The following is a 23318-nucleotide window of genomic DNA, read 5'->3' as shown; positions in this document are numbered from 1 at the left end:
GGCGGGGGCGAGCGCGCCGTCAGTCTCGCCTGCGGGAGCGCCGGACGCCGTAGAAGACCGCTGCCGCCAGAGCGAGGGCACAGACAACCCCGATGCCCGCGGCAAGGCCCCACGAGAGCCCACCGCTGCGGCGGGCGACGCTGCGGCCCCGCCCATCATCCGCACCGGCAACCCGCACCGCGATCTTCGCAACGTTGTTTCCCTTGTCGGAGTCCCGCTGCGCATAGCCTCCCTTGAGGACGACCTTGACCTGGCCCGTACCCGTGGTCCTCTCGTCGATACGGAACCTCAGCACCTGTGTCTCGGACGCGCCCGGCTTCAAGCTCTTGCTCCCGCAGGTGTACCGCTCCTCACCCTGCTCCCACGGACTACAGATCCAGTAGGGAGCCTCGTCGGCCTCCGGGTCCGGCGAGGGCTTCTCCGGCGGGATCAGGGTGACGCCCCGGGGTGGGACCACCTCGTAACGGAGGTAGCGGGCGTCGACACGCCCCGCGCCCCCGTTGCGCAGCCCCACCGCCAGCTGAACGATGTCACCGGGACGCCCCCGGAGGTCCCCCGCCACGGCCCTCACGTCGACCCGTTGGTTCGTGTCGATCGGGATGTGCCCGGACATCTGTGCAAAGCCCTTGGGCTCGGTCGGCTTCAGGCCGAGCTTCGGTCCGGTCCCGGGGACCGTGTACTCGTCCTCGTCGAAGTACGGTCCGGCGTCCTGGCCCGGCGCGAAGATCCGCAAACTCACCGAGCCCTTCGTCAGTTCCGCCGCGCCCTCCACGACGAACGGTGCGTCGAACGCGTAGGCCTCACCCGGCTCCACCTGTGTGTCGAAGTAGCAGTACGCGCGGGACTCGCCGCTCTCGGCGTAGCGGCAGTTGGCGTACCTGCGGTCGATCTCCATACGCGAGGCCACCAGGGTCACGCCGATTCCGCTCGCCGCGACAGGCCCGCGGTTGAGGACCCCGCCCCACAGTTCCACGGGCTTGCCGGCCGCAGCGTCTTCGATGGCGATCTTCTTGCCCCAGAGTTCCGGCGTCCCCGCCGTCATCACCGTTTCGGCCTCTGCCCGTTGTCCGTTCGGGCCGGTGGCGGAGAACCGCACGGTGCCGTGCGCTCCCGGCTCGGCCGCCCTGTCGGCGCCGAGGACGACCAAATCGTAGAGGCGGTAGCGCCGGCTGGATGAGGTGAGGCGGCAGGTGAAGACGTACCCCGTACCCTCCGTGCAGATCCGCTTGGCATCCAGCCGCACCTTGCCGCGGACCTCCGAGGCGTCCACGGTGAGCGTGATGCCACGCACGGAGGAGCCGCTCCCCGCGTCGACCGTCACCGGCAGTTGAACACGGGTCGGATCGGTCACCTGCGTGTGGTACGTCGCCGGGGCATCGACCGTCACGCGTTCTCCATCGGCCTGCGGTGCACCCGCAGCGCCGGGTGCCGAAGCCCCCACCAGCACAGCGGCGGCCGCGACAAGCCCTTTCCATCGCCTCATCCCCTGATCATGCGCAGTCCAGGACACGGAGGAATCACGCCGTCGCCTCAGTACCGCTCCGATAGGAACGGCAGCCAGGAAGCCTGCCCGATCGCCGTCATGGACCTCCCGGCCTCCTGGCACCGCCATGACATCCCCCGGACCGAAGACGTCACGTCACGAACGACGTCCTCGTGCATCCCCGGCCAGTCGATGCGGAGCATCGTCGACCTCGCCGCGCGGGCCCATGGCCAAGGAACAGCCGTCGCAGGTGCCAACCCCTCGATCGTTCTCTTGCGCGGAGCACCCCTCGGCCCTTCCCGCCTCGTTCCGATGTGCCCAACACCCGGAATGTCACTGGAACATAAAGCCATGACCACCTTCCTCACACCACAACAGCTCGCAGGCCGCACCTCAGCCGCCGTGGACGCGGCCGTCGCGGCAGGGCGCGAGCTCGGCCTGACCGTCACGGACCCCGCGGTGCTCCACGACGTCTTCTCCGTCGTCGTCCATCTGGCGCCCTCGCCGGTCGTGGCCCGGATTCCCACTGTCCTGCCGCGCCGGAACGACCTGACCGCCCTCGCGCGCCGCCAGCAGGATGAGCTGGATGTGACCCGTTGGCTCGCCGACCAGGGAACCGCCGTGATCGCGCCCAGCCCGCTCCTGCCGCCAATGCCCGTGCAGCGCGACGGTTTCTCAATGACGTTCTGGCCGTTCGTCCCGGAGAACCAGGACAAGGAGCCCGACTACGTGGCGAACGCCGAGAGTGTCGCCGATCTGCACGCGGCCATGCGCACCTACCCGGGCCGCCTGGAGTTTCTGACAGCGGCCGATCCGCGGTTCATCGCGGAAAGCCTCGCCCAGCTCGACCAACACCCCACCTTGATCGGTGCGGCCGACCTGGACCGTGCCCGCCGAGAGTGGCCGATTCTCCAACCCCTCGTACGCTCACGCACGGCCTTCGAGGCCCGGTTCCCGGGCATCGACCTCCAGCCCATCCACGGCGACTCCCCGCCCGCGAACATCTTCTCCGGGGTCGACGGCGACCTGTACGCCGACTTCGAACTGGTCACGCTGGGGCCCGTCGAATGGGACCTGGCCGCTCTCCGACCCGAGCACGAAAGCGCCTACAACCGTGGCGCGCGACGCAACGGCACGAGGCCGCTCAACGAGGAGGTCCTGAACTTCGTCAACGCCGTGGGCATGCTGCGCGTCGTCGCCACTCTCACGCTGGTCCCGCAGCTGCCCGAGCTGATGGAGTACCTGGAGCCTGCCGTCGACCAATGGCGGACGATGCCCTTCGCGGGCGGCATGAACACCTGACACAGCGCGACCGGCCCGCACCCCGCCACGCGGGGGCCGTGCCATATTCACCACCAGACGCACCGCGCTGCCCGCCGCGCCAAGGACCCAGGCGGAGTCCTCGGCGCGTGGGCTCCGCCTGCTTGACGAGCGCACTCGAGGCCTCGACGGCAAACAAGATCTTCCGCGCTGCGCGAGGATCAGGTGCGGCCGGCCCGCCTGAGCAGAGGTTTCCTCGCAGCCTCAATGGTCGGCACGTACAGACACCCACGGGACTCACTACCGTCGGGACAGGGCACCGCGGTGCATGCGAGTGAGTACAACGGGAACTCGCACGCCATGACGAAATCCAATGACGAAACGCACACGTCCCACGCTCCTGGATCCCAGCCGAGCGTCCGCCCGGATTCCGACGAACCGCAGACGATCACGGCGCCGACACCGCCCGTCGCGTGGAGCGACGACTCCCCGGACCAAACCGACCCGGCCGACGAAGAGAACGGATCGGATCGTCCCCATCCTGCCGAAGAACCGAAGGCGACGTCTCAGGACGACTGAGTCCCGTCTGGGGATGCACTGGCAGATTCCGCAGCGTGCAGTGAAGGGCCGGGCCCCCAGCGGGGAGCCCAGGCCCTCCAGCGCCCAGCAGAACGGCGGACAGCCACCGGACGGCGGGCAGCAGCCTGACCGGACGTTCCGCATGGCAGGAACACGTCACCACTCATCATTTGCAGCCGTAGCTGCCGGTCTCCGCGTTTGGGACGCCCGCCCGTCGGCCGGTGGCAGCTGATCAACAGGATTCGCCGATGAGTGCGGACAGGTCGAGGCACTTTTCGGCCACTGCCCACTGAATCGTCGTCCGGAATCCTTCCAGGAGGCCCCGCCCGCCGAGCGGTGACCAAGGCTCGATCAAGGCGCCGCAAGCGTCGGACACATCACTCCGGTGTGGGGAGACAGCGGCTCACGCTGCCGCGTCCGGGCCTGCCGACAACGGAAGACCTTCTGCATCCACGATTTCGTCCGTAGGCCGTCGGGAGTCCCGCTCGAGCCGACGCCGCGTACCCGTAGGCCAAACGTCACCTCTTCGCGCGCAGTGCGTCAACGCCCAAGGGACGGCAAAAGCAAAAGGCAAGGAAATCGCTCCCCTTGCCGTTCTCAACTTATAGCGCACCCGGGGGCTTGCGGCAAGGCCCAGGTGGTAGCGCAAAATCGTCGACCGAGGCCACAACCTGCGGAAATGGGGAGCACGAGGTGCGTGTGTTGTCGACGTATGGGGGACGCGGTGACGTCGAACCAGGGGTCGGGCCGGCAGTGCGGTCGCGAGCGCTCGGGACGGTGGCGCGGGAGTGCACGTCGCCCGGCTGGACGGAGCGGTCGGCCGACGCGTCACAGGAAGGGCAGCCGGAGACGAGGACACGCCTTTCAAGAGACTCGACGGAGCTCTCGATCCGGGTGAAAACGCCGGTGATGCGCTCGGCCAGCGCACTACCGCCCCGGAAAACGACCCTCTCGGAGGCATCACGATGACCGGGCCGTACGTGTGCGACCTGCAAGAGGTTGACGAGACACAGGTCGCGGTCGTCGGCGGCAAGGCCGCGCACCTGGGCGGGCTGTCGCGGATCGACGGCATCCGTGTGCCAACCGGCTTCTGCGTGACGACGAACGCCTTCCGGCGAATCATGGCGGAAGCGTCGTCGATCGACGATCAGCTCGACCAGTTGTCGCGCCTCGACCCGGACGACCGCGAGGCGATCCGCACTCTCAGCGCGCAGATCCGCCGGACCGTCGAAGGGATCGCCATTCCAGGCGATCTCGCGGAGGCGATCACCCACTCGCTCACCCGGTTCGGCGAGCGGTCCGCCTACGCCGTCCGGTCCAGCGCAACGGCGGAGGACCTGCCGACGGCCTCCTTCGCCGGCCAGCAGGACACGTACCTGAACGTCGTGGGACCGGCAGCGGTCCTCCAGCACATCAGCCGCTGCTGGGCCTCGCTGTTCACCGAGCGGGCCGTGGCCTACCGCCGGCGGAACGGCATCGACCACCGTACGGTCCACATGGCGGTGGTCGTCCAGCAGATGGTCATCCCCCATGCGGCCGGCATCCTGTTCACGGCCGACCCCGTCACGGGCAACCGGAAGGTCGCCACCGTGGACGCGGGCTTCGGCCTCGGCGAGGCCCTGGTCTCCGGACTGGTGAACCCGGACGTGTTCACAGTGCGGCACGGCGAAGTCGTCGCCAAGACGATTGCTGCCAAGCAGCGTGCCGTGCACGCCCTGCCCGCCGGCGGTACGCACGAAGTGCCGATCGACCTGCGGCAGCAGGAGCAGCCGTCGCTGACCGATGCGCAGGTTGTGCGGCTCGTGCAGCTGGGGCGGCGGATCGAAGCACACTTCGGCCGCCCGCAGGACATCGAATGGTGCCTGCTCGATGGTGACTTCCAGATCGTTCAGAGCCGTCCGATCACGACGTTGTTCCCCATCCCCGAGACCGACGACCAGGACAATCACGTCTACGTCTCCGTCGGCCACCAGCAGATGATGACCGACGCCATGAAGCCCCTGGGGTTCTCCATGTGGCAGTTGACTGCCATGGCGCCGATGCACGAGGCCGGCGGGAGGCTGTTCGTCGACGTCACCCAGCGCCTCGCCTCACCCGCGACCCGCGTCGGCCTCCTGGACCTCATAGGGAGAGGTGATCCGCTGGTCAGGGACGCGCTGGAGACCGTCCTCGACCGTGTCGATTTCGTCCCGACACTTCCGGACACGCCTCCCGCCGGGCGGTCGGCCGGCAGCGCGCCGACCCCGATCGAGACCGATCCGGCCATCGTCACCGAGCTGATCGAGCGCAGCCAGGCGTCCATCGCCACCCTGGAACGTGACATCCGGACGAAGACCGGAGAGGCACTGTTCGACTTCCTGCGGGAAGCCTTCGAGGAGCACAAGCGAGTCCTCAGTGACCCGCTGAGCATGCAGGTGATCATGGCCGGCATGGAGGCCACGTGGTGGCTCAACGACAAGCTGCAGGAGTGGCTGGGCGAGAAGAGCGCGGCTGACACGCTCACGCTGTCCGCCCCCGACAACGTCACGTCGGAGATGGGCCTGGCGCTGCTCGACGTCGCGGACGTGATCCGCCCCCATCCGGAAGTGGTGGCGTTCCTGCAGGGCGACCGGGACGAGGGCTTCCTGGACGAACTGGCGAAGCTCGCGGGCGGGGCCGAAGCGCGCGATGCCATTGGGGCCTATCTCGACCAGTACGGCATGCGCTGCGTCGGGGAGATCGACATCACGAGGCCTCGCTGGCGCGAGCGCCCCGCCACGCTCGTCCCCGTGATCCTCGACAACGTCAGGAACTTCGAGCCGGGCGCCGCCGAGCGTCGTTTCGAGGAAGGCCGGCAGAAGGCGTGGGAGAAGGAACAGGATGTGCTGTCACGCCTGCGGTCCCTGCCGGACGGGGACCAAAAGGCCGGTGAAGCCAAGCGGATGATCGACCGGGTCCGCACCTTCATCGGATACCGGGAGTACCCCAAGTACGGCATCGTCAGCCGCTACTTCGTCTACAAGCAGGCTCTGCTCGAGGAGGGCAAGCGCCTCGTGCAGGCCGGCGTCCTTCCTGAGAAGGAGGACATTTTCTACCTCACGTTCCAGGAGCTCCATGACGTCGTGCGCTCGCAAGAGGTGGATGACCAGCTCATCCAGCAGCGCAAGGACGCTTTCCGGTCGTACGAGGCGCTCACCCCGCCCCGGGTCCTCACCTCGGACGGCGAGGCTGTCACCGGGTCGTACCGGCGCGAAGACGTGCCGGCCGGCGCCCTGGTCGGGCTCCCTGTTTCTGCCGGGACCGTCGAGGGCAGGGCGCGCGTCATCCTCGACATGGCGGAGGCCGATCTTGAGGCGGGCGACATCCTGGTCACGACGTACACGGATCCCAGCTGGTCGCCGCTGTTCGTCGGAATCGCGGGCCTGGTGACTGAGGTGGGCGGGCTGATGACCCATGGGGCGGTGATTGCCCGGGAGTACGGCTTGCCGTCCGTCGTGGGCGTGGAGCAGGCCACCCGGCTGATCCGGGACGGGCAACGCATCCGTGTGCACGGGACTGACGGGTACGTTGAGATCCTGGCGTGACGGACCACACCGAGAAGGCCCGCCGGTAGCGTCCGGCGAAAGCAACGCCATCAGTTCATGGCCGTCCCACGCTCGCCGCCCGCCGTGCGCACACGACCCGTCATGGCTCTGAGCCTGGAGAGTGTCTTACGGGGAGTGGCAGCGTCGTTCGACGGTGTGGGATCCGCTCCGCTGCCGGACGTGGCAGCCCGGGTCGGCGCTCGCCGCCGTGCCCGGGCCCCGAGTTGTTTCGGCTCAGTCCGGCGCGTCCATCAGTGCGGTGACATAGGAGTCAAGCCGCTCCACCACGGCTCGCGTCGTCAGCTCGGTCCTCCCCGCCTCGCGCCATGACTGCGCCACCGACTGCACTTCTTCCGAGCACGCCAGCCCGTCCCGCACCCGCCAGTACAGACGCTCGTTCGCGGCCGCGGCCAGCATCCCGCCGGCCTCCTCATACGCCTCAGCGAACCGCAGACCCCACGCCGGGCCGTGCAACAGTGCGAGATTGGTGGAGCAGTGCGCGACATCGAGGTCCGCCGGGCCCCAGGAGGTCGTCGCCCAGTCCACGACCCCGGTGATCCGGGCATCTGCCGGGCTTTCCGGCGGCACGTCGAACAGCACGTTCCCGGGGTGGAAGTCCCGGTGCAGGAATCGCCCTTCGTAGGGCGGCGCGGGTTTGCGGATCACGTCGATCGCCGCGGCCCACAGCGCCGCGTCGGCGCCCTTCGGAACTACCACTGTGTCGGCGGTCGTCAACGCCACATACTCCGGGGGCCGTTCCGCGGGCCGCACCTCGTGGATCGCCACGAGTTGCCGGGCCAGCAGAGGGACGCGCGCCTCCAGTCCCTCGTCGTCGAGGACCGTCCGGCCCGTCAGATGTGTCATGAGGAGCGAGGGATACGCGCATTGCGCGCCGGTCGGATCCACCGCGACGAGTCGAGGCGCCGGCACACCGGTCTCCGCGAGCAGGGGCAGAGCGTCGGCCTCCCTGTTCAGCCAGTCCTTTGCGCGCTCCACGGAGAACGGATCGACGAAGCTCCGCAGCACCAGGTCGCGGGTGCCACCGTCCCGAATGGCGATGGTCAGCCGCCGCGTTTCGGCGGTGATGCCGCCGTGCAGCGCCTCGGTTCCGACGATCCGTTCCCCGGCCGCCAGATGCCGGGCGACCCAAGCCGAGGTCAACGGCCGGACGGCAGCCGCCTCGTCATGGTTGCTCACCGCGCCACCCCATCATCCTGCCGACGGCAGGCACAAGGACTTTTGTCACGGCCCGCGAGCACCAGGCAGCTGCACTGCGGAAACGTCAGGTGCTGCCGCGTCGGTAACACCGCCCTGTGGGACATGGCCGATGACCGACCGGGGCAGGCTCTCGGACCATCAGTCGATACAGAACTCGTTCCCCTCGATGTCCAGCATCGGGATGCACGCATCATTGCCGTCATACAGCGTTCGCACATGTACCGCTCCGAGCGGGACCAGTCGTGCGCACTCGGCCTCAAGTGCGGCGAGGCGCTCTTCACCCACGAGTCCGGTGCCGACCCGCACATCGAGATGCAGCCGGTTCTTGGCCGCCTTCCCTTCGGGGACCCGCTGGAAGTACAGGCGCGGGCCCACCCCTGAGGGATCACTGCAGGCGAACCACGCGTCCTGCTGCTCGGGAGGCTGGGCGCGCTTGAAGTCGTCCCAGGTGGCAAACCCCTCCGGTGGCGGCGGTACGACGTATCCCAACACCTCGCACCAGAAGCGGGCGAGGCGCTCAGGTTCCGCACAGTCGAAGGTGACTTGGAACTTCTTGATCGACATCACCTGGCCACCGTATGGGCACGTGCTCCTCGGCGAAACCCCCGACGGGCATCGCCTCGCTGGTGGATCATCTTGCGCGCGCACCCGTCGGTGCGGGCCGTGCTCGTCCGGCGCGCGCGGCAGGCGCCAGACGCCGGGGAATTGCATTCGATGCGTGAATCGGGGGTGAGCGGAGGGCTACATCCGCACGCTCCACACCGAGGCAATGGCCACGGACAGGCGGTCAGTCATGCCTGCCGGTCTCCATCCGCTGGTCGTCTGCCAGCTCGATCAGGGCGAGCACCGCGGCGTGGCGGTCCTCCTCGGCGCCGAGCCGCTGGGCCTGGGCCGCCTCGGCCTGGATCTGGTGGAGGCCGTGCAGACGCTCCGTCCAGTCGCGCAGGATGGCGCGGGACTCGTCCGGTGTGATGTCGATCGCGGCCGCGACCTCGGACCAGGTGGCTCCGAGCAGGATGGCCTCACGGATGTCGCCCGCGCGGCAGGCAGTGAGGTCGCGCCGGATCGACTCCGACAAGGCGAGCACAGCCAGCACGTCGCCGGCACCTCCACGCTCGACCGGGTCCGGGAAGTCCGCGGGCAAAGTCCTGTTCATCAGCCGGTCGACGTGCCCGGCGCGCTTCTCCATCTGCCAGGAAAGCGGGACCCGTCTACCAGAGATCATGCGGACGTCGTCCGGGCGGCGGACAGCACGGTCGGCCCAAAGCTCGTACTCGGGTGTGCTCATGCGCCCCCCCTTAGGCGGCCGGGCCCGGCCGCGTCGGCGTCCGTTGAACACCCTAGGAGGGAAAGGGGGGACACAGGAATCGGTGGATATCCAATTGACGTTCTTTACGGCGCCATCATGATCGTTAGCAGCCGCTGCAGCCTACGACGGCATGAACGCGAGCATGCCCGGTCGGCGCCGCCCGGCACTCGCACCCTGATCACGATGCGGCCAGGCGTGGCCTCTGTGATCATGTCACCGGCTTGTGACAGCGTTGTCCTGGAACGAACACGCCGGGATCCCTTCGGCCCGCAGCCCTCTCATAGTGATCAAGCAAACGCCGAGAAGCCGACAGCGCTTCGACCTCAACTCACCGATCACCAAGGGGATTCAATGTCCGGCAACCGTCGCAAGGCCTTCCTCGTCTCCGCATCCCTCGTGGGCGGCGCCATGCTGATGACAGCGTGCCAGGACACGGCCAAGGCCACGGACAACGGCGCCGCGAAGGGTTCTTCGTCCGCCACTCCGGCCGGCGACGCGGCCACCCCGTCCGGCTCGTCGACCACGGGCAGCAGCCAGGGCACCGACAAGGGTTCCGATGCCACAGGCAATGGAACCGAGGACGGGGCCGGCTCCGGCGTCGACACCGGCAACGGCGAGCGGAAGCCGGTCGAGCAGGGCTGCGGTGCCAACGACATCTCCTGGAGCACCAAGTCCCAGTCCCAGGCCGGCGGATACGTACTGATCACGGCGAAGGCGAAGTCGGGCATCACCTGTTACCTGCCCGCCGCGCTGCCGACCGTGGCGTTCGGATCCGACGGCACCGAGGCGGGCCCCGCGGAGCAGGCCGTCGGCGAGCAGATCAAGCTGAGCGGGAACACCACCGCCTACGCCGGGGTGAACCCGAAGACCACCAACGCAGACGGCGGCAAGGAACTGGACTTCATCATCGTCGCCGTCGGCAACGATGACCCCAACCCTGTTTCCCTGCCGGTCGACACCATCACCGTCGACAAGCCGGTCGTGACCAACTGGCACACCGCCCCGGCCGACGCCGTTCCTTTCAGCTGAACGGACCCACGCCTCTGGATCCACGCTTGAACCGCTCGACGCGGGAAGCGCCAGGCCCGGAATCGGTTGAGGCGGCACCGTGTCGGACCGAGGCGACTGACGACATCCAGCGTTGTTCAGCCTGTGCACACGTTCATGTACCGGCTCTCATCGAAGCGCTCGTTGCGCTGCGGATGGAACCAGCTGACCTTCCGGTAGGTCCGGACGCCAAAGCAGTCCCCCAGGTCGAAGGCGACGACGGTGCTCTTCTCCCAAGGGCTGTCGGCCACGGACGCCTCACCGGTGACGTAGATGGCCTCTCCCGTGCCGGTGGCCCGCTCACCACCCCAGGACGTCCAGGTCACGTCACGGACCATCCCTGACGGACTGCCGCCGTTGTAGACCGTGGTGGGCTTGGGCAGCCCGTACCCCTTCTGGTACGGGCCCCACAAGGTCCCCAGAACCGGGGCGGGTTTCGAGTCGCTTGGAGCCCAGGCGAAGACCGTGACGGAGTCGTCGAGAGGAACCCGCTGATTCTTGGAGTTGGTGACGACAAGCGGTGAGGCCGGCGGCCGGTAGTCGTTGAGCCCTGCGGTCCCGGCGCGCCGGGCGCTCCACCCGTCCTCGGCCGGCTGGGCCATGACTGCTTCCTGATCGGACTTGGTCCAGGTCCCGTCGTCCAGGCGGTAGACGACTGTGCGCTGCCGTCGGGCCGCCGCCTCTTCCCCGTACGCGACGCAGGCCTCGGCCGGCTGCCGGAAGGCGCTGGCCCACACCTCGCCCTTCGGGCCGAACCAGACTCCTGTGATCCGCAGACGACGGGACGCGTCGTCGTCGGCCAGGGCAGTGGTGGTGTGTTTGCCGGTGTCGAGGTCTACGACGGTCACACCGTCCGAGGCCACACAGGGGTCGCCGCCCGAGTCATTGCCCCCGTAGGCGAACTGTGCGCCGTCCCGGCTGACCACCGTGTACTGGCCGGCCTGACGGGCGCCGCCGGGAATGTGACGGAGAGCGTCGTCGACGACCGTCGTCACCATCTTGTTGGCGGCCATCCGGAACAGCTTGTTGGCGTCTGCCCCACTGACGTTGTCGTCCATCGCGAAGATCAGCAGTGCGCTGTCGGCCGCCGTGCTGCCGACGAGGAACAGTTGCCAGGTGGTGGTGGTGTCTAGGCCCTGGAGTTCCAGGGTCTTGGGGGCCTTGCCGGTGGGCGGGTGGGACAGGATTTGAGCGCCCTGCTGAACGCTGACCAAGTTCGCGCCCTGAAAGGCGATTCCGGAGCAGTTCTGGCAGTCCCAGGTGCGGTTCCGGCCGGTGGACAGGTCCCTGGTGTGCAGGGTGGCGGCCGTGCCCTGGGCGGGTCTGACGAGCCAGCCCAGGCGGCGGCGGTCGGCTGACCAGATCAGATCGGTGACGGTGCTGCCGGCCGGCACCCTGTCGACGGTGGTGTTCCTTTCCCTGGTCTGGACGCGGACCTCCTTGTCCGTGGCGTACGCGATGGTCGGCATGGTGGCGGCCACCGGGGCCGTCTGCGGCGAGGAGTTCGTTTCGGGGCGGGTGAGCAGCAGCGCTCCCGCGACGACGGCCGCGGTGGCCACAGCTGCTGTGGCGACCTTGGCCGTCCTGGCCGCAGGGCGGCGCAGCGGACCGACGGCAGACGGTGGCCCGGGAGGGCTGCTGGGCGGGTTGGCCGGCGGTGACGACAGCACGGAGATGGCCTCGGACCAGGCCTGATTGACGGCTTGGAGGACCACGGTCCGGACCGGGCGGAGGAACAGGAGAAGGACGAGGGCCGGCGCCCACTGGGCCTTCAGATCCACTCGCTCGCTGTCGCACACCAGGCAGCGCCGGCAGCCGGTGGACTTCTCGCACGTGCTGATGGCCAGGACGTCCCGCACCCGGCAGGTGGGACACACCGTGCAGCTTCCGCAATCGGCGCATTTGCGAGCATGTTTGAGCACGTGATCCCGCACTTCGCTGCCGAACTCCTGCGGGTACCGGCCGATGATGGCGGTCAGCCGTCCGCACGACGTTCGGTCGTGCTGCACAAGGAGATACGCCTCGAAGCCGGTCGCGACGACCGCCGCCACCCGCGTGACCTTGTTCTGGACGGTCTTCTGCGACAGCTTCCGGCCGGAGAGGGTGAGCTGCTCCGTCACCTCCGCGACCGAGAGCTCCTGCTCGTAGTAGAGCCGGTAGATCTCCTGCTCGTCCGCCGCGAGCGTGCGCGCCACCCGGCCGGCGATGCCCCGGGCCTGAGCCAGTCGCTCCTCGTCGTCACGCGCCACCCCCACCCGGGAGACGCCCGAACCGAACTCATCGTCGTGGTCATCGGCCGGGCGAGAACGTTCCCGGGTCGCCTCACGGCGCTTGTAGTGGTTGCGTTCGCGGTTGCGGCTGAAGTTGTGCAGCCAGCCACCGAGGCGATCCGGATTCTGCGGGCCCTCCCCCTTCATCAGCTTGTCGCAGACATCGGTGAAGGTCTGCTGTGTGACATCGGACGCCGCCTCCGCGTCCCCCATCCGGCGCGCCGTCGACACCATCACGTCTTGTAAATAGCGTTCTGCGATCATCTCCAGCGCCTTCTTGCGGCGTCGTGGCTGGGACGCGTCCAGCGCCCAGCCGACCAGTTCCCGGTCGCTGACGGGCTCGTTGTCCGGCTCTGCACGGTCCCCCACGGTCACTCCCCTCGTGTGAGCCGCGACAGCAACTCACGAACTCCCGCAAAAGAATCTTCGTGAACTCCGGGAAACGCCCCGTTTCTCGGCCCTGGGCCTCCGTCCGATACCTCACGGCATCAACGGAGGACTCCATGTCCCGTCGCATCCAGCACAACCGCACCGCCTCCCCCGCCGAGGGCGAACAGCACTGCTCCCACCGCCCGCAGCGATTCGTCCACGTCACCGCACTGGCCGGCTCCGGCCTCTCCAGCGCGGCCCTCTCCTGGAGTCTGCTGAGCCACAGCCCGGTGTGGGCCGCGGTCGTGGCCGGGAGCGTCGGCGTCGTCGCGGTGACCGGCACCATCGCCCCTCACACTCCCCACCTCGTCCGTGCCTTGATCTGGCGCCTGACCCTGCGCACAGTGCTGCGGGAAGTACGGCAGTTCGCACGCGAGGACCTCCTGTCGGAGAAGATCACCCCCAAGGACCTGACAAAGCTCGCCGCAACGGTCCACCGGAGCACCTTGGAGAACCACCCCACGCAGTCACGGGACAACCACGGCAACGACAGCTGATCGCCGCGGTCGTGGGGCCCTTCACCCTGAAGGGCCCCACGACCGGCGAGGCCGCCTCCCGTATCCACCCCAACGCCCACACAGGGCCGACAAGAGGACAGATACGGTACAACCGCTCCCAAGAACGAAAGGGCAAATTCGCGAAAGAGCAGTCCTGGACACAGGGCATTCGCTAGGCATGCCGGTCAGGCGCGCGGGACGTGCTCGCACCCGCGCGGCAGTTGTGTGGAGGCGCGCGCTTGCGATGGAGCCAGTTACGTCCGCGTCACTTGGACGACTTGGCTGATCGACGCCTCGTCACATATCCGGTAGGAGAAGCCAGACTTCGGAAAAGGCGAGGCCGTGCTCGTGGGTCGTCATCCCGCATTGGCAGCCCAGCGAGATCAGCCGCCAGTCGCTCGTCACGGTCCACGGACCGTCTGTACCTCCACACGCCGGGCAGGCGACGGTCTCAGCCGTCCACACCCCGGCAGCGGGTCTGCCATAACGACGGAATCGGCCGGCGTATGGGAGCTGCCAGGACTCGGCCGGGGGCGTGAGCGAAGCGGTGCCGGGCCCGCTCGTGGCGGCCAACGCAGCGAACAGTGCGGTCAGATCGGGGAGCAAGGCCTCGCCGGCCGCCGTCGGTGGCCCGGCCGGGCCGTCTGCCGTTCCCGCCGGAGCCCCGTACCTCGGGGCCGCCGCTGCGCCCGGCGGGTTCGGGGTGGCGTACCAAGGCAGGAATGCGCGGGCGACCGCGGCCAGGAGAGCGGCTGAGGGCGGGCTCACGGCTCCTGCGTCGAGGTGGTGGAGGGTCGTGCGCAGGAGACGTTGAAGTCGCCGGTCCCGGTCTGTGGCCGGCATTGATGCGGTCGTTGCCCGCCGGTCAGGGAGCGGGGCCGCGAGGCGGTCCAGGACGGACGCCGCGGCTTCGGAGTCCGCCGTGGAAGGGCGCCACTCCCCCGCTGCCAAGAGCCGCTTCGCCTTCCCGGCCTCGCGCATCAAGGCGCGCGTCTGCAGCGACCTCAGGCCGAAGGCTGTTCCTTGGCTCTCGTGTCCGTTCATCGTCTCCCCCGCTAAGCCGCCCTCTTTTGTCCTCGTCCCGGCGACCGGCGCGATGCACCCCCGTGCCCGCCACCGAGCACCCACCGGCATCCCATCACACCGACGCATAGGACCTCTTGGAGCCACTGCTGAGGTTCGCGTCAGGTCGCCTGACCAGAACTTCGTCAGCCGTCGACGGGCGGAGACGCGGCCTGCGATGATCAGCGTATGCCCCGCCTGCCCCTGCGACCTCGTCCGTTGAGCGACCTGGAGCGAACCGTGCTGGAGCACATTCTCTCGGCCGACTTCGCCGGAGCTTCCGCGCTCCGCAGCCAGCTGGACCGGACGGAAGTGGTAGCCCTCTGGGCTCCTGGGTCCGCGAGCGTCAACCTGCGGGTACGGGAACCCGCGCACCACGCGGCCATGTCCGCCGAACTGGTGCCTGTCGACGCCCATGTCCACGACCAGTCCGGCGAGTACATCGGTGAACTACTGGTGTGGACGGACAGGGGCGCCACCCTGGCAGCTCTGGAGTACTCCTGGCTCACCGACGAGATGCCCAGTTCCCTCCCGCGTGTCGACCAGGTGATGGTCAGCGTGCGGTGACCGGCTCATGTGTGGAAGGGAGGAGGCCAGTGCGCGAGGTCCACCGCTCGCTCTGCCTGACGGCTCACTCGACCCAGGGGGGTCGGCTCATTCAGGCCGTATCACTGCTTGGCCGGGACCTCCAGCCGGCCGGACCCACGGCCGCGAACCACGAGCCCGCAGCACGAGACGCATCGGGCATCAGGCGTCGGGCTCAACTCCCGTACAGCCAACTGTCGTACGCCGCGTCGTCGACGAGGTGGTAGAGCCCGAGGGCACCGGGAAAGAGCACCAGGGCGAGGACACCGACCCGCACGAGGGTCGGTGCCATGATCATGACGCCGCCTGTCTGGCCGGTGATCGTTCGCCAGTCCCGCCATCGCCGGATGTCACCACCGCAGGCCGTCCAGAAGAAGACCCCGAAGACGATCCCCGTACCCGCGAGCACTGCGGAGAAGCCTGCGGTCACGGCGAGGAACGTTTCGCGGTCGTGGTGATCAGCGACGAAGAGCATGCCTACGACGAGCAGGGCGACGGCGGCGATCCCCTGGACCGTCCCCCGTAGCACCACGTCCGTGAAGCGCAGCCGCGGCAGGCGTACTCCATCCTCGTCGGTGGCCACCTGCGAGGTCTGCGCTGCATCGGTGCGTTGTGTCCGCGTCATGGGCGGCACGTTATCGGCTCGCTCAGCCCTGAGGGTTCGTCGTACAGGGCAGCCGGGACAAGGGCTGGGAACCGCCAGCACATCCGCCCCCGGAACAGCACAAGCAGAAGCCCGAAGACCAGGCGGTCGGCAACTCGCCGTTGTCGTGGCCTGTTGGCGCTGCTCCGGGCGCGCCTCATGGGAGAGGTCAGCCGTGTCACGGATCCATGGCCACTGTCACAGCCGTGCCACAGGCCCCCGCGCCACGCCCCGGGAGTACAACTTCTGTTCAGGTTCCCGGGTCTCATCTCCCGCAAAGGCAGCACGCCGTTCACGACCGGTTCGGCGTGCTGCCCGACTCACCGGACTGCGAATTCGACGCAGTGACATACAGGGGGAACTTCCATGCGCTCCACACGCTCTGTGGCCGCCCTGGCGGTAGCACTGCTGGCCGTCACCGGCACAGCGATCGTCAGCGGGCCCGCCTTCGCGGCGGGCGACCAGCGCGCCAAGGCTGTGGCCCACGACGACTTCAACGGCGACGGCTACCCGGACCTGGTGGCCGCGACGCCCGCCGCAGGGGTGGGTGGCAAGGCGGGAGCCGGGCTCGTTTCCGTGCTCTACGGCTCGTCGAGCGGCATCGACACCGCTCGGAGAGTGGTCCTGACGCAGAGCTCAGCAGGTGTGCCCGGCACCCCGGAGGCCCACGACGCCTTCGGCTCGGCCGTCACCTCCGCGGACCTCGACGGTGACGGCTACGCCGACCTGGCCGTCGGATCGCCCGGCGAGGACATCGGCAACGTCGTCGACGCAGGGGGCGTCACCGTCCTGTGGGGCTCGGCCCGCGGGCTGACCGGTACGAGCTCGTGGCTGGAGAGCGGCACCCTGGGCCCGTCCAGCGCGAGGGAGTCGTACGGGACCGGGCTCACCACCGCCGACGTCGACGGCGACGGACGCCCGGAGCTCGCCCACCTCAACGCGGAGGGCACCCTCTACGTGCACGACTTCAGCAACTCCCGCACGCCCGCCGATCCGGAGCAGCTCCACGACCTCCCCTCCGAGAACGGCTTCCGGCCCAGCGGGCTGACCGGCGCCGACTACGACAAGGACGGCTACGCCGAGCTCGTGATCACCGGTTCCGAGCAGCAGCTGGAGCAGCGTCAGGGCCGCTCGATCCTGCTGCGCGGCACCGCGAGCGGGCTCGACCTGGACCGCTCTTTCGGAGAGGGCTGGGTGGGCGCCTCCGGTGACATCAACAAGGACGGATACCCCGACCTCGTGCTCGGCTCCCCCTACACCCTGGAACACGGTGAATGGGATCTGTCCGCCGGCGCTGTGTTTGTGCGCTTCGGAGGTCCGGACGGCCTGTTCGCAGGCAACACCGAGGCCCCCGACCAGGTCTTCGAGCAGGGACAGGGCGGTGTTCCCGGCAGCTCCGAGGTCGGCGACGACTTCGGCGCCGACCTCAGCCTGGGCGACGTCGACGGCGACGGCTACCCCGACCTCGCGATCGGCTCACCGGGCGAGGGTATCGGTGACCTCGGGGACGCGGGCGCGACGTGGCTCCTGCGCGGCTCGGCCCAGGGCCTGCGGTCGGCCGGCGTGCAAACCCTCAACCAGGACACCGCCGGTGTGCCGGGTGCGGCCGAAGCGGGCGACCGCTTCGGTGCACAGGTCCGGCTCATCGACTCCGACCGCGACGGTCGCGCCGAGCTCGTCACCACGGCTCCGTACGAGAACGACTCCGCGGGCTTCGCCTGGGTCTTCGACTCGACGGCGTCGGGCCTGACGACCAGCGGCTCCTGGTCGTTCGGCGCCGCCGCACTCGGCGCGTCGCCGGACAACGCCTTCTTCGGCTACGTCCTCGGCAAGTGACACCCACCGCACCGACTGCCATCGAGCGCTGCACAACGCCCATCGCCTGAACCCGGGGCCCCGCCGACGCACAACTGTCGGCGGGGCCCCGGGCCATGGGCCGCCGACGGCAGCCCCGTCCTGCCACCACGTGGTGAATCGTCGAGACCGCTCCCGCACCCTGCCGCCGAGGGCGTGACATTCCGGCCGTAGCGAACCCAACAGCGGATCGAGCCCCGTTGAGGCCCAGGCCCGCCTGTAGTGCGGTGGCACCAGGGCACCTCAGAGGCTGGTGCGGATGCACCGGGGGAAGACGGCGGCGGGGGACGATGCCCGGCGGGACGCCCGAGGGAAGTCTGGGAGGCGCGTTGAATCTCGCGCATTCCCCTTGCCTAGCGGTGTCTGGAGTGATCTACAGGTGGCGACAATTCTTTACCGGATCGGACGGTGGGCCTTCCGGCGGCGCCGGCTCGTGGGCGGTCTGTGGATGGGCGCCCTGGTGCTGGCCGTCGTGGCCGCCGCCCTGGCGCCGGCCGGGGAGGAAGAGGACATCTCCATGCCCGGCACCGAGTCGCAGAAGGCGTTCGACCTGCTGGACGAGCGCTTCCCCCGCGGCAACTCCCAAGGTGCCGAGGCCCGCTTGGTGTTCCAGGCCCCGGACGGGCAGCGGGTGACGGCCACGGAAAACAAGGCGGCCGTCGAGGACGCGCTCGGCTCGCTGGACGGGGACGCTCAGGTCGCGTCGACCACCGACCCCTATGAGACCGGCGCTGTCAGCGAGGACGGCACCATCGCCTACTCCACGATCACCTATTCCGCGGACGCCGTCGACCTCACCGAGCCGACGAAGAGGGCGCTGGAGGACGCCGCGAGCCAGGCCCGGGGCGCGGGGCTGACCGTGGAGATCGGCGGCTCGGCTCTGGATGCGGAAGAGTCACCGGGCGGCACGACGGAGATCATCGGCGTGACGGTGGCGGCGGCGGTGCTCATCCTCGCTCTCGGATCGCTGGTCGCGGCCGGACTGTCCCTGCTGACCGCCTTCTTGGGTGTGGCCATCGCCTTCGGCCTGATCTCCGCACTGGCCGTGCCGCTGGGCCTGACATCCACCGTGGCCATCCTGGCGCTGATGCTGGGACTGGCGGTCGGCATCGACTACGCGCTCTTCATCACCTCCCGCTTCCGCGACGAGCGCGCCCAGGGCCGCGAGCCGGAGGAGGCCGCCGGCCGGGCGGTGGGCACGGCCGGATCCGCTGTCGTGTTCGCGGGCGCGACCGTCTGCATCGCCCTGGTCGGGCTGGGAGTCGTCGGAATCCCCGAACTCACCAAGATGGGCATGGGCGGCGCGGGCGCCGTGGCTCTTGCCGTACTCGTCTCGCTGACCCTGGTTCCCGCACTGTTCGGCTTCTTCGGCCGACGCGTCCTGTCCCGCGCCGTCCGCAGGACCACCCTGCCGGGAAGCGGGCGCCCGCACCCGGTGCCCGCCACGGCCGGCCGTCCCGGGCTCGGCATCCGCTGGGCACGGTTCGTGCTGCGCCGGCCGGTGGCCGTGCTGCTCGTCGCCGGTCTCGGTCTCGGCGCCGTCGCCCTACCGGCACTGACCCTCGAACTCGGGCTGCCCGGAGACGAGTCCAAGTCCGTGGAGACCACCCAGCGCCGAGCCTACGACCTGCTGTCGGAAGGCTTCGGCCCCGGCTTCAACGGCCCGTTGACCGTGGTCGTGGACCTGTCGGAGTCCACGGACGCGCGCGCCACCACGGACCTGGTCGTCAGGACCGTACGGGGAGTGGACGGGGTCGAGTCGGTCGGTGCGCCGGTCCTCAGCCGGACCAAGGACACCGCCGTCCTCACAGCGGTCCCGCAGACCGCGCCGAACAGCGGTGAGACCAAAAACCTGGTGCACACGATCCGGGGCGCGGTCTCGGACACCGAGGCCTCCACGGGCGCCGGAATCCTGGTGACCGGCACCACCGCGCTGAACATCGACATCTCCGAAGCCATGTCCGACGCCCTCATCCCCTATCTGACCGTGGTCATCGGCCTGGCGGTGCTGCTGCTGATGGTCGTCTTCCGCTCGGTCCTGGTCCCCGTCAAGGCCGCGCTCGGCTTCCTGTTGTCGGTGGGCGCCGCCTTCGGCGTCCTCGTCGCCGTCTTCCAGTGGGGCTGGGCCGCGGACCTGATCGGCATCGAACAGACCGGGCCGGTCATGTCGCTGATGCCGATCCTCATCATCGGCATAGTCTTCGGCCTCGCGATGGACTACGAGGTCTTTCTCCTCACCCGCATGCGGGAGGCCTACGTCGATGACGCGTCCCCCGACGAGGCGATCGTCAACGGGTTCCGGCACAGCGGACGTGTGGTGGCCGCGGCGGCGATCATCATGATCAGCGTGTTCGCCGGATTCATCGGAATGAACAGCCCGACGATTCAGACGATGGGTGTCGGCCTGGCCTCCGCGGTCGCGTTCGACGCCTTCGTGGTCCGGATGGCGATCGCACCCGCGGTCCTGGCACTGCTGGGCCACCGGGCCTGGTGGCTGCCCCGTATCCTGAACCGCGTGCTGCCGAACGTGGATATCGAGGGTGTGGCACTGAGCAGGCATGCACCGGCCTCCTTGACCGAGCAGGACGCGGCGATGCGACGGCTCCCCGTCGGCCGGCGCTGATCCGGCCATGACGAACACGGGTGGCGGCGGCCCGCGACCACGCGGCAGGTGGTGGCGGGAGGCAGCGATCACGGCGACGGCGTTCGCGCTCTGTCTGTTCGGCGGCGTGGTACAGGAGGACGGCAGCACGCTGTCACCGCCGTCCGCCCTCGCCTACTTCATCGCCGTGGTGTCCTGTGCCGTGCTTCCGGTGCGGCACCGGGCGCCCCTGGCCGCCATGGCGATCACGACCGCGAGTGGCATGTTGGCGCCGTTTCTGGGCCTCCTGCTGAGCCCGCTCATTGTGGCCCCCGCCATGGTCACCGCCTATTCCTACGCGCTCACCGCGCGCTCCGAACGGCGCGTGGCGAGCGCGGTGGCGCTCATATCCGTGGCGCTGCTGGTCGCCTCGACCCCCTTGTTCGGGGCCCTGTCGTGGAAGGACGCAAGCAGGGTGGGAGCGGTGGCGGCGTTCCCACTGGTGGCAGGCGTACTCGGGCACTCGGCGCAGAACAGGCGCGCCTACCTGGCGGCCGTGGAGGAGCGGGCCCGGCGGGCCGAGGAGAGCCGGGACAGCGAAGCACGCCGGATGGTGGCCGAGGAACGGGTACGCATCGCCCGGGAGCTTCACGATCTGGTGGCCCACCAGATCACCCTGGCCAACGCACAGGCCACTGTCGCCGCCCATCTCTTCGACACCCGCCCCGAGCAGACCCGCAAGAGCCTCAAGGAACTCGTCGAGACAACCGGCGACGCACTCGACGACCTACGGGCCACGGTCGGTCTGCTGCGCCAGGCCGGAGACGCGGCCGCGCCCGCCGAACCGGCTCCCGGGCTGGAGCGGCTCCCCACACTCTTCGAGTCCTTCCGCCGCGCGGGGCTGGAGGTGGCGGTGCACCAGGAGGGCACCGCCAGGCCGCTGCCGCCGGGAGTGGACCTCACCGCCTATCGCATCGTCCAGGAGGCTTTGACCAACGTGACCAAGCACGCCGGTACCGGCAGCGCCCGGGTGCGTCTCGCCTGGAACGGCGACCAGGTGACCCTCACCGTCGCCGACGACGGAAGGGACGTCCGTACGTCGCCCGCCGCATCCACGCAGGCGCACGGGGCCACAGCAGCAGACCGCCCACCCGGCTACGGGCTGATCGGGATGCGTGAACGTGCCACCGCGGTCGGGGGGCACCTCTCCGCGGGCAGGCGCCCGGAGGGCGGCTTCCTCGTCTCCGCCCACCTGCCCCTCCCACCCGTCAAGGACACGACGCCGACAGCCGGCGGGACAACAGCCACCGGGGGGCGAACGGCCGACGCAACGACAGGCGACGCACGGACGGACGGCGGAGCGCCCGGGGAGGCGCCGTGACGCTCCGGGTACTGCTCGCCGACGATCAGGCCCTCCTGCGCGGCGCCTTCCGGCTGCTCCTCGACAGTGCCGACGACATCACGGTCGTCGGCGAGGCCGCCGACGGCAGAGAGGCGGTGAGACTCACCCGGGAACTGCGCCCGGACGTGGTCGTCATGGACATCCGGATGCCCGAGATGGACGGTCTCACCGCCACGTCCGAGATCTGCGCGGACCCGGAACTGCGTGCCAGCCGCATCCTGATCCTCACCACGTACGAGACCGACGAGTACGTCGCCCAGGCACTGCGGGCGGGAGCCGGCGGCTTCATCGGCAAGGGCATCGGGGCCGAGGCCCTGCTGGACGCCGTGCGCACCATCGCCGACGGCGACACTCTCCTGTCCCCCGCCGCGACCCGCTCCCTGGTCGCCCGCTTCCTGGCCACACCGGACACCGTCACGCCGCACCGGCACCGTCCCGAACAACTCGCCGCCCTCACCCCGCGCGAACGCGAGATGGTCGCTCTGGTGGCGACCGGACTGTCCAACCAGGACATAGCCGAGCAGATGTTCCTCAGTCCTTTCACCGTACGCGCTCACGTGCAGCGCGCCATGACGAAACTGGAGGCCCGCGACCGGGCGCAACTCGTCGTCATCGCCTATCGGACAGGCCTGGCCCGCGCCGCCCCTGACGGCGGCACCGACCGTCTGCCCTAGAAGGGGAGGCGGCAGGGGGCGCGCGTCCTGGGGCGAGCGGCCTGACGCCGCGCGCCACCACGGCGGCATCACGGCAGGGAAGCCCATCCCGATGATGGGGCTGTCTGGTTCTCCTGGCGGACGAACCGGGGGTGGCTCCAAGGCAGTGCGTCGCGTCGTGACAGGATCTCCTCATGTCTACCAACGTCTTCTTCGACATCACCATCGACGGCGCCTCCGCCGGCCGGATCGTCTTCAAGCTGTACGACGAGGTCGTCCCCAGGACGGCGCAGAACTTCCGTGAGCTGGCCACCGGTCAGCACGGCTTCGGATACGCGGGCTCGGGCTTCCACCGTGTCATCCCAGACTTCATGCTCCAGGGTGGCGACTTCACCCGTGGGGACGGCACCGGCGGCAAGAGCATCTACGGCACGAAGTTCGAGGACGAGAACTTCAAGCTCAAGCACGACAAGCCGTTCCTGCTCTCCATGGCCAACTCCGGCCCGGACAGCAACGGCTCGCAGTTCTTCATCACCACGGTTGTCACGTCGTGGCTGGACGGCAAGCACGTGGTCTTCGGTGAAGTCGTCGAGGGCCAGGACCTGGTGACGAAGATCGAGTCCCTGGGTTCGCGTTCCGGCGCCACCCGCGCGAAGATCGAGATCGCTTCCTCGGGCGCCGTGGAGCAGTAGGACCCACGCCCCGGGCCGCTGCGGGGTCGGCTCCACGCCGAGTGATCCCTGCCTCTCCCCCCGCTCGTCCCGGGGCCTCCCACGATCCGACGCACGCAACATCCGGCACCCCGGCGCCTTGGCACGCAGACGCCCGTCGACGTGAGCACGGGTTGTCCGTGGCGAACGACAGGGATCTCCTCCGTCGTCCT

16 protein-coding genes are annotated in these 23318 nt (G+C 69.2%); 10 read left to right on the top strand and 6 right to left on the bottom strand.

The window, feature by feature from the left end; translation table 11 throughout:
- Nucleotides 1–19 precede the first annotated feature (19 nt).
- Entirely contained in the window at nucleotides 20–1387 is a 1368-nt protein-coding gene (locus O1Q96_RS20490; RefSeq protein ID WP_269249594.1) for a hypothetical protein, read from the bottom strand.
- Nucleotides 1388–1834: 447 nt separating this feature from the next.
- Here O1Q96_RS20490 and O1Q96_RS20485 point away from each other — a divergent pair, with 447 nt between their 5' ends.
- Both O1Q96_RS20485 and rph read left to right on the top strand, forming a co-directional pair.
- Nucleotides 1835–2785 carry a phosphotransferase gene (locus tag O1Q96_RS20485; protein WP_269249593.1) on the top strand — a complete coding sequence of 317 codons (951 nt, stop codon included), beginning with the start codon at nucleotides 1835–1837 and terminating at the stop codon, nucleotides 2783–2785.
- 1502 nt (nucleotides 2786–4287) lie between these two features.
- Nucleotides 4288–6885 carry a rifamycin-inactivating phosphotransferase gene (rph, locus tag O1Q96_RS20480; RefSeq protein WP_269249592.1) on the top strand — a complete coding sequence of 866 codons (2598 nt, stop codon included), beginning with the start codon at nucleotides 4288–4290 and terminating at the stop codon, nucleotides 6883–6885.
- 234 nt (nucleotides 6886–7119) lie between these two features.
- Here the strand turns inward: rph and O1Q96_RS20475 are convergent, their stop codons facing one another.
- The 3 genes from O1Q96_RS20475 to O1Q96_RS20465 form a co-directional block, all read right to left on the bottom strand.
- Complete coding sequence (locus tag O1Q96_RS20475; RefSeq protein ID WP_269249591.1) at nucleotides 7120–8082, bottom strand: phosphotransferase family protein; 963 nt, start codon at nucleotides 8080–8082, stop codon at nucleotides 7120–7122.
- 159 nt (nucleotides 8083–8241) lie between these two features.
- Nucleotides 8242–8670: a VOC family protein gene (locus O1Q96_RS20470; protein WP_217453330.1), complete on the bottom strand. Its 429-nt coding sequence runs from the start codon at nucleotides 8668–8670 to the stop codon at nucleotides 8242–8244.
- 220 nt (nucleotides 8671–8890) lie between these two features.
- Nucleotides 8891–9391 carry a hypothetical protein gene (locus tag O1Q96_RS20465; RefSeq protein WP_269249590.1) on the bottom strand — a complete coding sequence of 167 codons (501 nt, stop codon included), beginning with the start codon at nucleotides 9389–9391 and terminating at the stop codon, nucleotides 8891–8893.
- A 372-nt stretch (nucleotides 9392–9763) separates the two neighbouring features.
- Here O1Q96_RS20465 and O1Q96_RS20460 point away from each other — a divergent pair, with 372 nt between their 5' ends.
- Nucleotides 9764–10441 (top strand): DUF4232 domain-containing protein, encoded by a 678-nt coding sequence (locus tag O1Q96_RS20460; protein ID WP_269249589.1) that lies wholly within the window; start codon nucleotides 9764–9766, stop codon nucleotides 10439–10441.
- A 116-nt stretch (nucleotides 10442–10557) separates the two neighbouring features.
- On the opposite strand, the gene O1Q96_RS20455 is transcribed toward O1Q96_RS20460, so the two are convergent.
- Entirely contained in the window at nucleotides 10558–13098 is a 2541-nt protein-coding gene (locus O1Q96_RS20455) for a sigma-70 family RNA polymerase sigma factor (RefSeq protein WP_269249588.1), read from the bottom strand.
- A 134-nt stretch (nucleotides 13099–13232) separates the two neighbouring features.
- On the opposite strand from O1Q96_RS20455, the gene O1Q96_RS20450 reads away from it, so the two are divergent.
- Both O1Q96_RS20450 and O1Q96_RS20445 read left to right on the top strand, forming a co-directional pair.
- Nucleotides 13233–13655 (top strand): hypothetical protein, encoded by a 423-nt coding sequence (locus tag O1Q96_RS20450; protein WP_269249587.1) that lies wholly within the window; start codon nucleotides 13233–13235, stop codon nucleotides 13653–13655.
- Nucleotides 13656–14906: 1251 nt separating this feature from the next.
- The gene (locus O1Q96_RS20445) at nucleotides 14907–15284 is read left to right on the top strand and encodes a hypothetical protein (protein WP_269249586.1); all 378 of its coding nucleotides are present in this window, start codon (nucleotides 14907–14909) and stop codon (nucleotides 15282–15284) included.
- A gap of 193 nt (nucleotides 15285–15477) precedes the next feature.
- Here the strand turns inward: O1Q96_RS20445 and O1Q96_RS20440 are convergent, their stop codons facing one another.
- On the bottom strand, nucleotides 15478–15927 hold the full coding sequence (locus O1Q96_RS20440) for a DUF6336 family protein (RefSeq protein ID WP_269249585.1): 450 nt from the start codon (nucleotides 15925–15927) through the stop codon (nucleotides 15478–15480).
- 384 nt (nucleotides 15928–16311) lie between these two features.
- Here O1Q96_RS20440 and O1Q96_RS20435 point away from each other — a divergent pair, with 384 nt between their 5' ends.
- The 5 genes from O1Q96_RS20435 to O1Q96_RS20415 all read left to right on the top strand — a co-directional run bounded on the left by O1Q96_RS20435 (nucleotide 16312) and on the right by O1Q96_RS20415 (nucleotide 23127).
- Nucleotides 16312–17781, top strand: a complete 1470-nt coding sequence (locus O1Q96_RS20435) for an FG-GAP repeat protein (protein ID WP_269249584.1) — start codon at nucleotides 16312–16314, stop codon at nucleotides 17779–17781.
- 397 nt (nucleotides 17782–18178) lie between these two features.
- Nucleotides 18179–20422 (top strand): MMPL family transporter, encoded by a 2244-nt coding sequence (locus tag O1Q96_RS20430; RefSeq protein ID WP_269249583.1) that lies wholly within the window; start codon nucleotides 18179–18181, stop codon nucleotides 20420–20422.
- Nucleotides 20423–20429: 7 nt separating this feature from the next.
- Nucleotides 20430–21761: a sensor histidine kinase gene (locus tag O1Q96_RS20425; RefSeq protein WP_269249582.1), complete on the top strand. Its 1332-nt coding sequence runs from the start codon at nucleotides 20430–20432 to the stop codon at nucleotides 21759–21761.
- Entirely contained in the window at nucleotides 21758–22456 is a 699-nt protein-coding gene (locus O1Q96_RS20420; RefSeq protein ID WP_269249581.1) for a response regulator transcription factor, read from the top strand. Before O1Q96_RS20425 ends, O1Q96_RS20420 begins: the two co-directional genes overlap by 4 nt.
- Before the next feature lie 173 nt (nucleotides 22457–22629).
- The gene (locus O1Q96_RS20415) at nucleotides 22630–23127 is read left to right on the top strand and encodes a peptidylprolyl isomerase (RefSeq protein WP_269249580.1); all 498 of its coding nucleotides are present in this window, start codon (nucleotides 22630–22632) and stop codon (nucleotides 23125–23127) included.
- The last annotated feature ends 191 nt before the right edge of the window (nucleotides 23128–23318 follow it).

The organism is Streptomyces aurantiacus, assembly GCF_027107535.1.
Taxonomy (GTDB): domain Bacteria; phylum Actinomycetota; class Actinomycetes; order Streptomycetales; family Streptomycetaceae; genus Streptomyces.
Note: the sequence above shows the minus strand (reverse complement) of the source record. Positions and strands in the feature narration are given on the sequence as shown.